This window comes from Scytonema hankhaensis NUACC26, assembly GCF_045865695.1.
Classification (GTDB): domain Bacteria; phylum Cyanobacteriota; class Cyanobacteriia; order Cyanobacteriales; family Nostocaceae; genus Scytonema.
In genome coordinates this window covers 16,275-28,796 of sequence record NZ_BAACAP010000172.1, presented here as the reverse complement: position 1 = coordinate 28,796, position 12,522 = coordinate 16,275, and the positions used below count along the sequence as shown (strand labels likewise).

Below are 12,522 nucleotides of genomic sequence, written 5' to 3'. Positions count from 1 at the left end.
TTACATTATAAATATCAACTGAGACAAACAAGGCAAACAGTCAATGTAAGCTTTTGCAACCTCAGTTCTCCACAACTACTTTATTCATTATGGTTAACCAGATAAACTATGACTTTATTATCGTCGGTGCTGGAGCAACAGGCTAGGGTTGGAAAGATGTGCTCCCTACTTTCGTCGTTCCGAACGTTACAGTCGGAGTAGTGATGAGTTATATGGCGATCGCGGATTGCTTTATGTTGAAGACTTGCGCGACCCTAATCCACTTACCACTGTCTTTATCCAAGCGGCGCAAGCAATCAGCATACCGTATAATCCCTCAACAGCGAGAATATGGGTTAGTTCCAGCTAACAAGCATGGAATGACAATTGGACTCACATTACTTGCACCTCGTAGCGTTGGGTCAATGCGTTTGCGATCGCCATGATGGTTGCGGAAATATCAACGGAACCAAGAATTATATTTCACCGTCCAAAAGCAAACAATCTTGATGATGCATTAACACTACAACTATTGCTAAACGGCAATGCTAGCGTTAATGCACTTAGGAGAATAGTAATAAATATCAACCGGGGCGACAACTTTCACTTACCTTCTTAAGAAGGGGTTAAATCTGCTGAAAAATTCTGGAAAAGTGGTATTACCTACTAGTTGAAAAAATCAAGAAACTTTTTCCGGAATATCACCGACATACTTTGTATCCTCCATTAGTAGTCGATAGTAGAAACCAAGATGAAAATAACAGGATAGTTGATGCAAATACAACTATTCAACAAAAACAAATCACTATTCTCATCACTATTAGTAAACTCAAAATAAAGGAAATTGAATCAAATGGAAATTCGTAACCAAAATTCTAAATTTGGTGTATTTTCTGTCAAGAAAAGTGTAGCAGTAGCTGGAATGTTACTTGTAACAACATTAGGCTCAGCATTTGCAACTGGTATGGCTCCGGCTCAAGCTGGTTATAACGATTACAACGACGACTATCCTAGCTACCAATATCAACCTACTGGTAATCGTCGTGCTCCTGTTCGCACAGTGCGAGTGACTGCACCTACTGCAGTGATTATCCGTTCCGGTCCGGGTTTGAACTATGAAAGAATCGGCAGAATCCCTAACGGACATGATGTTAGAGTCAGCTATTCCTCTGGAAACTGGGCAAAGCTGGTTGGTGGTCCTGGTTGGATTCATTCTGACTACATTAGTGGTGTTGGCGGTCGCGATCGCGTTTACACTGTACGAGTGAATGCACCTGTTGGAGTTGTCATTCGTTCTGGTCCTGGATCTAATTATGCAAGAATCGGTAGCATACGTCATGGACAGTATATCAAAGTGAGCTATTCTTCTGGAGACTGGGTAAAGCTTGTCGGTCAACGCGGTTGGGTTCATGCTGATTACCTTGACTAGGCTCTAATTGAACGGGATATGTGTAGAGACGTGCCATAGCACGTCTTTACATGACTATGTTCTTTGCCTATTTATTAGATGTTGCAGAAACTTTTACAGTAGTATGCTCTTGTGGTACGGGCGTCCCCACCCGTAATAAATAAAGGGCAGGCGAGGACGCCTACCCCACAGTTGTGGTAAGTTAATTTAATAGCACAATCTTGCTAAATCTCAAGCAACAAACCATTTTTAGGTGCTTTTAAAGCACGACGAGCCTTGTCAATATTATCCATAGTAATTTTGATACCTGTGCCATCGCCAATTTTCCGATCTATGACTAATGCCTCTTCAAAGAATTTTATAGCCAAAGAATAATCACCTAAAGCATAGTAGGTAACTCCAACAGAGTTAAGAGCTTTAGATTCATTTAGAAGATTATCTAATTTTTTAGTAAGAGATAATGCTTGCTGATAATAATCTAGTGCTCGATCGTATTGCTTTAAATTGTAATAGATCGATCCAATATTTCTAAGATTTTTTTCTTCCCAATAACGATTTCCAAACGAGCGAACTATTGGTAAAGATAACTGATAGTATTTTAGTGCTTGTTTGTAGTTTCCTATACGGCTATGGTTTAAACAAAAGATACTAGCACTAAGCCAAACCAAAGAAATCTAGAGTGCATGGGAATATTAAATCAATTCAACAGAGAGGCTTTAGATCTCCCCTTCATTTAGTATTCCCAAAATCGCTCGAATTATATCACTAAAGCTTTTTACCGATCGTTTTCCGAATTTCCTCGACGATCTCGTTATACTTGGAGTTAGATAAAACAGGTTCTGCTCCTTGTCGCGATACAACTTCCGCCAAATCAATCCACGATTTACAACCCCCATATTCCTTACGATATGGAATCTCTACCTTTTGGAGTAGTTTGTAAACCCTTAACAGGAGAACATACAAGGGTTGATGGTGTTTCCATTTGAGGCGATCGCTAATAAAAGACTCGCTCCAAATATGAAATGGTTCCAAAGCTTTTACAATTGATTCATCACTGACTTGAAAGATATCAGTAATTTCAGCCCAACTACTAATAGTTACTGTTTCTGGATGCCAACCTGATGTGACAGGAACCACCAAACTAGAATAGTCTAGTTTCAATAGGAAAGGTTGTTGATGCTCGTATGTGGGGTAAAGTAAGATTTGCTCGTGGGCTACTTGAAAACGCCCGCCTTGTTCTTGGATACCCCCTTTCCGTAAAAGCATAATTGTTTTACCATTTTCCAAAGCATTGATAGCGATCGCCCATTCTTTAAGTGCATTACAAGTGAGAGTCAAATCTTGCATAGAAAAACACATTTAACGTCTAATTTAATAATTCTTTAAAGCATAGCCTCACAAAATCGCATCTGCAATAAGTTAGAAATTTTTTACCCAAATCAGTAGAAAAACTTTTCTTTAATCTTATATTGTATTACAACATCAGACCATGCTTTAGATAGACGAGTTAATTCAGTAACAGAGTTAACTTATAAATGTAAATATCAATATTCCGTGCAAAACTTTTGCCTAAAGTTTCTAAAAGTTTCGGCTTTAAGTCTTGCAACATTTAGCATAAATCAGCGCCTAGTACTTACTGAAAATTTTTTATCTATGTAAGGAGACTCTAATGAACGGAAATAGCGAAAAGAAATTATTCCACATCTTAACTAGTACTGTAGGCATTGTTGGTGCTAGTGTTTTACTAAGTCTGCCAGGGTTTGCAATGCCTAATTCTAGCTCTCGTAGCGTCAAAGTTAGTGAAGCTCCTCTAGATACCTTATACAGTCAAAGCCAAGTACCCGAACCTACAGGTGGTAATACAATACAGCGGATAGAAAAAGGTCAAAATTTAAATAACAGAAATACAAATAACAGAAATACTGTCAACAACCAGCGCTCTAACGGTAGCAATACAGATGGAACAAGCCAAGTACCCGAACCTACGGGTGGTAATACAATGGAGCGGATACGCCAAGGTGAAAATTTAAATAACAGAAATACTGTCAACCAGCCTTCTCAAAATAATCGCGATACTGGAACCTCAGACACTCCCAGCAGCACCACCAACGACACTGGAACATTAGAAACTCCCAGTAACACCACTAACCAAAACCAACGCTACGAAGGCGGTAGCAGTATCGATCGACAAAACTCCCAATACAACACTCCTTCTAGAACACAGCAAAATCAGTACAACACTCCTTCTGGTACACAGCAAAATCAGTACAACAATCCTTCTGATACACAACAAAATATAGACAATGGCAATTCAACAGGCGGATCGAATACCAATGGTGGCGTAAGAGCACTTTGGTAATTTGTTTGAATTAAGGTATACCCCCCTTAGTCCCCCCAATGGATTGGGGGGAAATTTGATTGCTCTTGCAACGAGAGAAGTTTAATTTCCGATTCCCTCCCCTTTCCAAGGGGCTACGGTGTACACACAAGTTGAACTTACCCCCCTTAATCCCCCCTTTATAAGGGGGGAAACTAAATTTCCGGTTCCCTCCCCAATACATCGGGGAGGGCTAGGGTGGGGTAAAACGAAGACAAAAACCTCGGTCTATTGCTATTACAGACTTGTGTGTACACCGTAGCCTTATAAAGGGGGGAAAAATTCTCAAAGTCCCCTTTTTAAGGGGGATTTAGGAGGATCTCTAAAGATGTGTGTCCACCGTAGTTTCCAAGGGGAGGGTTAGGGTGGGGTAAAGTATAAGTCCAAAGTCGGATTCATAATTATGATATTTATCTGAAACTTTTTTGTGAACCATAAACAAAAATTTTTTATATTTAAATTCGTCCTGATGTTGAAGCAATCATTCAAGATATTTGTCCCACTTTGTGTATTTTGTATATATTCAAGTTCTCAAGTTGCACTAGCGGCTGAGGATAAGAGTCAAGATTCATTACAAAACTCGATCGCTGAACCAAGTCATACTCAAGTTAATGATTCAATAACTCTTCCTCTTCACTTAAAAATCAATCTTCGCCAACGACAAGTCACAGTTTATCAAGGAGAAAATTTAATTAAAAGTTACCCAATTGCTGTGGGACGGCGAGGTTGGGAAACTCCGGTTGGTAGTTTCCGAGTTCGTGATATGTTGGTTAATCCAACTTGGATTCACCCGAAAACGGGCAAATCTATTCCTGGGGGAGATGCAGAAAATCCTCTCGGGAATTATTGGATTGGATTTTGGACAAACGGTAAGGACTGGGTGGGCTTTCACGGAACTCCAAATCCTGAGACTGTGGGTACTGCTGCTTCACATGGTTGTATTCGGATGTATAACCAAGATATTGAGGAGTTGTTCAAGTTGGTGAGTGTTGGAACGCCCGTGACTGTTGAACGTTAGTCACCGATCGTCTAGATAAAAATCCAGTTATGTGGGACTGGTAATTTTGCGAAATTCAACAACTTGTTAAATTCACTTAACAAACACTTGCAAAGTTATAGTAGGGTGATATCTTGATAGATAAGACACCAAAAGGAAACATAAATCAAGAGGGCAATTGACAAGGTGTCTCCGGTCATAAGCCCAAGCAAATTATCAGCATATTGATGATGCTAAGTGGCAACTGCCAAAATCTACAGGCAACGCCAAATCCCAAAGCGGAAAAACAAAGAAATGCTGAGTTTGCCGAGTGTACTGTCCACCCCTAGTTGTTGAATATCTAAAAAAATCGATTTGATTAGTTGCAAGTTTTAGAAACCTGGTCCCTCTGACCAGGTTTTCAAGTTTTTATGTAGGGAATAGGGACTGGCGATTAGGGATTGGGGATTAGGATATTTGTTTTCCGATCTTCAGTCCCCAGTCCCCAGTCCCCAATCGCCCTTCGGGTTCGCCAGTTCCGGTGGTCGTGGGAAACCCGCCTACAGGACTGGTCTCACCAATACCCAAGCCCTAATCCCTAATCGCCAATCCCCAATACCCAATCCCGCAACAACGAATTAACTCGACTGGGGACTTCATCATGTGGACAATGACCGGCGGTGAGAAAATGTTCTGTCAGGTCGGGATAATATTGTCGAAACTTTTTGGAACGTTCTCTTGCATTAACCCAAGGATCGGCTTCTCCCCACAGCATCAAGAGAGGACAAGTTAACTGTTTCAACAGCGCATCAACTTTTTCTCCTTGAGGGGTACTGAAGACAGATGAAAACACATCAAAAGCACCTGTATCGCAAGCAGGACGATAAATTTCTTCGACTAATTGATCTGTAATTGCAGTTTTATCTAGGTACACTTTCTCTAAGGTCTGACGAATGACCCATTTTTGTTTGATGTACTGAAACAAAAGAAACTGGGCTAAAGGTTGTTGAAAGAACCACTTAACGATGTCACCTAGTAGTTTTTGCAATTGTTCGTTGGCTAATGGTGGTTCAATTTGAGCTTGTAACGCTTCTGGTTCTGGTGAAGGTTGATTTTCGCTAAACGGACCAGCACTATTCAGTAAGACCAAACCTGCTGCTGCATCGGAACATTGGGCTGCTACACACAAACTTGCGTAACCACCAAGGGAATTTCCCACCAACACAGCTTTTTGACCAATGACTTTAGTAATAAAGTCATGGAGTTGGTCGCGCCACAAATTGCCACTATACTCCAGTTTAGGTTTAGCTGAACGTCCAAACCCCAGAAGGTCTATTGCAAAAACTTCAAAATCGTCACACAGCCCTGTTATGTTTTTACGCCAATGGTCTGTAGACGCACCAAATCCATGTACCAAGAGTATTGCAGGACGTTGGGGATGCTTTTCTCCCGCTTTTACATAGTAGATGTTGTGTCCTCGCCATTGCCAGAATTGTCCGGGTATTGGAGTTGAAGAGGGGGCTGTCGTTACCTGCATAATGAGAAAAATGTTATTTTATGTAACTTTATTAATTTTAATAGAATCTTTTTGGTTATTTGTCATTTGTCCTTTGTCCTTACTATCAGAGAATAATGACTAATGACCAATAACTAATGACGAACTAATGATTACAGGCAAAACAAAGCTACTTGGAATAATTGGGTATCCTGTAGAGCATTCACTGTCTCCGGTGATGCAAAACGCTGCGATCGCTCATATGGAATTAGATTATGTTTACATCCCCTTTTCGGTAGAACCGCAAAATTTAAAAGTAGCTCTTCAAGGCTTTGCCTCCATTGGAGTTATTGGCTTTAACGCAACTATTCCGCATAAAGAGGCTATACTACCTCTGTTATCAGAAATTTCACCCATTGCCGCAGCAGTGGGAGCCGTTAATACTGTAACTCGCAAAGATAACAAATGGATAGGAACTAATACTGATGTAGAAGGGTTTATTGCTCCTTTGGAAACCACGTATAACCGAGATTGGCGTCAGACAGTAGCAGTTGTTTTAGGCAATGGTGGTGCAGCTAGGGCAGTGGTAGCAGGTTGTGCCAAACTAGGTTGTGCGGAAATTTATGTAGTTGGTCGCAATGCTCAAAAGTTAGATGAATTCCGTAACAGTTGGAGTCATTCTCCTACTGCTGTGAATTTACAAGTCAGTGAATGGCATTCCCTATCGAAGCTTCTTCCACAAACAAATTTACTAGTGAATACAACTCCTATTGGAATGTATCCCAAGGTAGATGAATCTCCCCTCGCTCAAGAGGAAATGGTACATCTACCAGAAGGTGCGATCGCATACGATTTAATATACAAGCCCAAACCAACCAAATTTCTGCAACAAGCCCAACAAGCAGGTATAACAGCCATTGACGGATTGGAAATGTTGCTCCAACAAGGTGCTGCTGCATTAAAAATCTGGTTGCAACGAGAATCTGTACCTGTAGACGTGATGCGCCAATCTTTATTTCAACAACTTGGTTTTAAAGATTAAGACTAGACACCCAGGGGAGATCGGCTCACAACGCTTGTCATGAAAAAAATTTTCTTACCCTAACATTACCAATTTTTGTAGTAGTAGCGCATCTAGGTTAATTTGTTGGGTAGAAATTAATCGGTTAATTAGTTTCTTTTCTTTCCCCCCTGCGCCCCTGCGCCCCTGCTCCCCTACAGTCTCAACCCAACATTTTGAGGTGGACGCGGTAGTAGGGTGGGCAATGCCCACCATTAAAAATTTTTATGGTACTATTGTACTATGAAGCCTAAGAATTAACCCCACCTGCAAAGGTGGGATTTTTCTTCAATGGAATAAACAAGGGTAACCCGCACCTGTACCGATCTCCAACGATTAACACAGGTGTGGAATTGTGCATCGCCTATAGAAAGGAGGTACAAATATATGACTGCACTTCAGACAAAACCTCAATACCGACGAGGGCAATTATTAGAGGTATCGCGAGAGGATGTCATCTATCACGGGGTAGTGATTAAGGTATGCGAAATTAATCGCTGTTGGGATAGATGGGTCTATGTGGGACATTGCGTGTACTATCCTAAAAACCTGCGCCATTACCAGAACAATGCAAACCGTCATGAATGGGCATTGTTTGAGGAAGAACTAGGTGAGTATCACGAGTAATCACTTTCAAAATTTACAGGTTCTTCACAAATTTCGTAAATTAATTTACATAAAAGCCACAGACCTCAAACGTATACTGAAACATGAGATAGCTTTTCTAGAGGAGATTACAGAAGATTAGGTATTGTATATCAAAAATTTATATGAAAAGATTAATACTTTATACTGAAACAATGAGCTAGAGCATTATGTTAATTGGCTCCCAAACTGTTAGTAATCCTGCTGTTAAATGTTTAGTTAATCTTTGGGCAGAACGTTACACCCTTGACTTATCAAGTGTATTTCGCGAGCAAGACCCCTCGGTCTACAATTCTTTAATAGAAGCGTCTTCACTTGAAGGTAGAGCTTCAACAGTCTCCAAGTTACGCGAGGCGATCGTTGATGCTAAATGCCAGTTTGCAGGTATACAGGCTAAAGCTTTATATGAATATATTCCCAATGTTGTGAATTTAAGTGAGGCAAGACGACTCACACAATTTGCTGTTCAAGTTTACATCGAGCTTCTGAAACTTTATCAACAACCAGCCTCTGCTACCAGTTCAGTAGAAGACAGGCTACAGATTTTAGCAGGTATGATTCTCACGAACCATTCTTCGCTATCAGTGTGGGGTATTCCAGATGTTGAAGATTTAGCGAAATCTTTAGAAAGCGTATTGTTAGAGTACCAAGAGCAATACATAATCTCAAAGGATTGGTGTACTCTTGGTTTTCTAACCACACAAATCAACTTTAGCAATCAGTTACTGCTGAAAAAGCTTCCACCTGTAGAGAGAATTTTGATTTATCCTTATCTCAGATTTATTGAAGAACAAATTGCCATACCTTGGCAACGAGTTTGTATAGCAGGAGCAAAACACGAACTAAACTCTCCAGCTATAACTCTTGTTAAAGAAATGTTACCGGCTTCTTTAGACGTAGCAAAAACTGTTTACCATCAATTGACCAAACTTTTTCCTGACTATTGCGGTCGTCGAGGTGGATTTGACCATCCTGGTGTAGAACACTCTTGCTTGCGCGACTTGCAGATGTTTCAAGCATATCTGTGGCTTTGTGTTTTGGAGAGGAGTTTTGCACCCGTAGAAAAAGAATTGGTGACTCTGTGTGCTATGGTTATGCAACGAGTAGGAGTGCCATGGGAAATAACGGTACAATGGAATAAACTTTTGATGGATGAAATTAGTAGCCGCGTCAAACCGGAACAACTATCTTATCTACTACCTTATATGCAAGGAATGCAGCAGGCTTTTTATGACCAGCGCGATCATTTTACAGCAATTCCTGAAGAATGAAAGTTAGCAGGTTGGTAGGGATATAGAAGTCCTAAATCATTTATAAAAAATTTTAAGTACTGTAGGGTGGGCATTGCCCACCAGTAGTATCATATGGTGGGCATTACCTGTCAGATATGGCTCAAGCATTTTTAGCACCTCAACGTTTGATTGTTTAACGAATGAAAACCAACATTACCCACAGTAGGGGCGCAATGCCTTGCGCCCCTACAAGTCTGAAACGACTATTATTCGTTGATTCATATGATAGTCAATTTGTACAGTGCGTAAGTCCTATAGACATATTTAATTCGTTTGCACTGGTAAGATCTCAGGGTCGTCGTCTAATGACAAGAGAAACTCTATGAGATCTGTTTGAGCTTGAGTAGAAAAACCAGCCTGTTTATCGACCCAGTAATTATGACCGCTACCATCTGCATTAGACTCTTGTAAGTTGGAGTTAGCACGGTTAGCTAAAACAGTTTGCCGTCGTAAGTTACGGTCTATCAAGACTCGCAAACTTGCTCTCGGTTCTGGTAATCTGTTACTTAACAATGTCCCTGGGATGCCTAACTGGTCTGGATTAACAATGTCGTAACCATTTTTATTTACCTCGATTGCTTCCGCTCCCGCCGCAACACCGCCGTCGTGTAAATAAGGTGCGGTAACGTTCAACCCAATTAAACTAGGAACTTTGTAACCGCCAGAATTAGCGATCGCAAAGGCAAGTTTAAAGTCTTTCTCTGAGGTAATATCTGTAGGAACGTTCAATGTGGGTGGATTTTCTGGGAGGGGAACCCGCAGGTTGCTTGGATAGGTTTGCGGTTTCGTGAAGTTGCGAGCAAAAGCGGCTTGTGCCATGGCGCGTGAAGGCTGTGCTTTGATTTCTCGTTCTGCAATTACGTGATTGTTTGTAAAATATCGCCCACTATGGCATTCAACACATCCAGCTTTCGTAAAAATGACTGCTCCACGTCTAACAGAGGTTGAATCTTGGTTGTTTACAGGAGGTGGTGTGAGTGAGTTTTGATACGCTGACATTCCGTTAAGTTGTGCGGCTACCGGAAATCCAGGCGAACTTGCCATCAATCCATCTAAGATAAAAGGCGAACCTTTAGGATACCCTGGCATAGCGATCGTCTCATTCATAGCAGGTGTACCGGGAGTAGGATCGATTTTTTGGAAAAATTCTGAGGGTTTGGCACCTTGAGGTAACCGAAACTCCGGATTGGCTGAGTTTTGTAGAATGACACCCAAGTACGTTTCTTTGTCAATCCCCAGAAGTTTCTGGCTAGAATCGGCAGTTGAGGTTTGGTCTGAGTTTGTTCCGTGAACATTGCTGTTCAATGATGTTAATCCATGAAACCAACCAATAGCGGCATTACCACTCCAACCATAAGGATACGCACCAATAGTATAGGATGATGGATTTTGAGAGGGATTATTGCGATTGTCTCCTGTAGAGTCAAAGTTTCCTGGAGTCCAGGTCAGTAGTTGGCGATCGACTGCATCCTCTAAAGCTTTAGCATCTGGTAAACGCCCTTCTTTACTATCAGATTTAATGTAAGTTTGTTTGCCCGAGCTGACTGTTAAAGGATTAACACCCGTCTGACGGAACCACGATGCTGAGTTACTTGCTAATGCCAGCATTAAACCTGTATCTAGATCGTTATTTGGTGCGCCTTCAAGGATACGTCCAGTTTTTCTATCTACAGTGGCATGACATGCCGCACAAGTGATACCAACTCGAATTTTACCTTTGTTGATATGAGCAATCATTCCTAGAGGAATGAGGGAGTTAGCAGGTATATCAAGCCCGGTATTTAGAATATCGCCTTTTTTGAAATTGCGTGAAGCGGAGCTATCCCGAAGGGAATCGCCAACTTTCATATCTCTATCCATGGTCACTTGGAGATTCGTTGTCGGTTGACCTTTAAGAGATAATATGGCTTTTGTCAAATTGACGATATTTAATGGACCATTTAAAATACCAGTGACATCGGTAAAGAAAATTTCGTTTCCAAAAGTTTCTTTATAGAAAGCTTTTCGTCCAAGAGCGATTAAATCTTCTGTAATAGCAACAGCACCATTATCTGCTGAGAGTTGCTGTTTCCCTTCTTCTGCTTTTATTAAACTTTCTGCTTCAGCTTTACTAACAACTTTGCCCAACACATCATAAGAACCTATTTCTTGTGCTGTAGGATGGCTTAGAGGCGTGTATGTATTGTTAAGACTTGGTGTTCCTGGAAATGTTAGGTCAATTTGATATGCAAAGAAACCAATAAAAACTAATAGACTCAACAATATAATAACTCCACGCAACCTCATAAAAAGTGGAGTTTGTTTAGATTGCCGTGCAACTGGTTGACTGACTTGGCGATCGGTAGTTTCTGGAGGTGATATCATAAAACTTGATACAGTTTTTCCAATTATTTGCTACGATAACTAGGCTATTTGTTCTACTAAATATGGTCAGAAATTCTTAAAAAGAGCGACCGCAAATAGAGTCTACATAGGCTGCTGGTTGGTTTCTATTTTGTTCGCGACAAAGTAAAAACTGAGCTAAACGCTGTTGATAGTAGTATCTATGGGTAAGCCAACCAAGAGGAGCACCAGCGATCGCTCCAATAATTAAACCAGTAATTAAACTATAAACAAGATGTTTTCTTTTAATATAATTACTTCTATTTGTAGTACTTTGAGTTACCATAAAGCATCCATATACTTTAAATTTCAATAACTGCTATGGGGCAAGCATTACCTACCCCATAACAGTTGTTAACAGTGCCAAATTGTAGTCATTACACAACCAGTTTGAGGAAAGAAACTATCTCATCTGTTTTGAAAGACTGAAGTGTTGTCAATACTTCTGTAGCATCTTGAGTAAGTTGAGTGCCATTAGGAATACCAACAAAACCACTTCCCAGTTTTCCTGCTAGCAAATACCAGAAAGCAATCTTACCCTCAGCGTTCAAAGAGTCATAAGCATGAGTAGGGATTTTTGTGTCATTACCAGTTACAAGTTCAGCCAATGCTTTACTAGGATGGGGATCGAGTACAGTGGCATCCTTATCTCTTCTTTCTGTAGATAGGAATTCGCGCAAAGCTGATAGCTGATTTTCCGGTGACAGTTGTTGAATTCGGGATACTAAGCTATTAGCATCTTGTGTTGGTAGAGCATTTGCCGCATCAGCAGGAACTGAATCAGCAATTTGTTTGTAAAAAGACGCCAAAACTGCTAATTGGTCATCAACAATCAAACTTTTGAATGCAGATGCAGCTTCTTGTACTGGCTTAATGTTTGTAGATGTCATATAAATCTCCTAGTTGAT

Annotated in this window: 13 protein-coding genes; 7 read left to right on the top strand and 6 right to left on the bottom strand. The window is 40.6% G+C overall.

The window, feature by feature from the left end; all coding sequences use genetic code 11:
- Positions 1 to 158 precede the first annotated feature (158 nt).
- Together ACKTT2_RS15120 and ACKTT2_RS15115 are read left to right on the top strand one after the other, a co-directional pair.
- Positions 159 to 425, top strand: coding sequence for a hypothetical protein (locus ACKTT2_RS15120; RefSeq protein WP_407888226.1), 267 nt, complete (start codon positions 159 to 161; stop codon positions 423 to 425).
- A gap of 407 nt (positions 426 to 832) precedes the next feature.
- On the top strand, positions 833 to 1,408 hold the full coding sequence (locus ACKTT2_RS15115) for an SH3 domain-containing protein (RefSeq protein WP_407888224.1): 576 nt from the start codon (positions 833 to 835) through the stop codon (positions 1,406 to 1,408).
- A gap of 203 nt (positions 1,409 to 1,611) precedes the next feature.
- On the opposite strand, the gene ACKTT2_RS15110 is transcribed toward ACKTT2_RS15115, so the two are convergent.
- Complete coding sequence (locus ACKTT2_RS15110) at positions 1,612 to 2,055, bottom strand: tetratricopeptide repeat protein (RefSeq protein WP_407888222.1); 444 nt, start codon at positions 2,053 to 2,055, stop codon at positions 1,612 to 1,614.
- Between the two features lie 97 nt (positions 2,056 to 2,152).
- A complete protein-coding gene (locus ACKTT2_RS15105; RefSeq protein WP_407888220.1) occupies positions 2,153 to 2,734 on the bottom strand; it encodes a DUF1802 family protein in 582 nt (193 codons plus the stop codon).
- A 322-nt stretch (positions 2,735 to 3,056) separates the two neighbouring features.
- On the opposite strand from ACKTT2_RS15105, the gene ACKTT2_RS15100 reads away from it, so the two are divergent.
- Both ACKTT2_RS15100 and ACKTT2_RS15095 read left to right on the top strand, forming a co-directional pair.
- Complete coding sequence (locus ACKTT2_RS15100) at positions 3,057 to 3,746, top strand: hypothetical protein (RefSeq protein ID WP_407888218.1); 690 nt, start codon at positions 3,057 to 3,059, stop codon at positions 3,744 to 3,746.
- A 487-nt stretch (positions 3,747 to 4,233) separates the two neighbouring features.
- Positions 4,234 to 4,782, top strand: a complete 549-nt coding sequence (locus tag ACKTT2_RS15095; protein ID WP_407888216.1) for a L,D-transpeptidase — start codon at positions 4,234 to 4,236, stop codon at positions 4,780 to 4,782.
- 556 nt (positions 4,783 to 5,338) lie between these two features.
- Here ACKTT2_RS15095 and ACKTT2_RS15090 read toward each other — a convergent pair.
- The gene (locus ACKTT2_RS15090; protein WP_407888214.1) at positions 5,339 to 6,277 is read right to left on the bottom strand and encodes an alpha/beta fold hydrolase; all 939 of its coding nucleotides are present in this window, start codon (positions 6,275 to 6,277) and stop codon (positions 5,339 to 5,341) included.
- A gap of 127 nt (positions 6,278 to 6,404) precedes the next feature.
- Here ACKTT2_RS15090 and ACKTT2_RS15085 point away from each other — a divergent pair, with 127 nt between their 5' ends.
- The 3 genes from ACKTT2_RS15085 to ACKTT2_RS15075 all read left to right on the top strand — a co-directional run bounded on the left by ACKTT2_RS15085 (position 6,405) and on the right by ACKTT2_RS15075 (position 9,211).
- The gene (locus tag ACKTT2_RS15085; protein ID WP_407888212.1) at positions 6,405 to 7,277 is read left to right on the top strand and encodes a shikimate dehydrogenase; all 873 of its coding nucleotides are present in this window, start codon (positions 6,405 to 6,407) and stop codon (positions 7,275 to 7,277) included.
- A gap of 405 nt (positions 7,278 to 7,682) precedes the next feature.
- Positions 7,683 to 7,922, top strand: coding sequence for a hypothetical protein (locus ACKTT2_RS15080; protein WP_407888210.1), 240 nt, complete (start codon positions 7,683 to 7,685; stop codon positions 7,920 to 7,922).
- A 188-nt stretch (positions 7,923 to 8,110) separates the two neighbouring features.
- Positions 8,111 to 9,211: a bilin-binding protein gene (locus tag ACKTT2_RS15075; RefSeq protein ID WP_407888208.1), complete on the top strand. Its 1,101-nt coding sequence runs from the start codon at positions 8,111 to 8,113 to the stop codon at positions 9,209 to 9,211.
- Between the two features lie 285 nt (positions 9,212 to 9,496).
- Here ACKTT2_RS15075 and ACKTT2_RS15070 read toward each other — a convergent pair whose 3' ends face one another.
- The 3 genes from ACKTT2_RS15070 to ACKTT2_RS15060 all read right to left on the bottom strand — a co-directional run bounded on the left by ACKTT2_RS15070 (position 9,497) and on the right by ACKTT2_RS15060 (position 12,504).
- A complete protein-coding gene (locus ACKTT2_RS15070; protein ID WP_407888206.1) occupies positions 9,497 to 11,596 on the bottom strand; it encodes a hypothetical protein in 2,100 nt (699 codons plus the stop codon).
- Between the two features lie 76 nt (positions 11,597 to 11,672).
- Positions 11,673 to 11,900, bottom strand: coding sequence for a hypothetical protein (locus ACKTT2_RS15065; protein WP_407888204.1), 228 nt, complete (start codon positions 11,898 to 11,900; stop codon positions 11,673 to 11,675).
- Between the two features lie 91 nt (positions 11,901 to 11,991).
- Positions 11,992 to 12,504: an orange carotenoid protein N-terminal domain-containing protein gene (locus ACKTT2_RS15060; protein WP_407888202.1), complete on the bottom strand. Its 513-nt coding sequence runs from the start codon at positions 12,502 to 12,504 to the stop codon at positions 11,992 to 11,994.
- Positions 12,505 to 12,522: the final 18 nt, after the last annotated feature.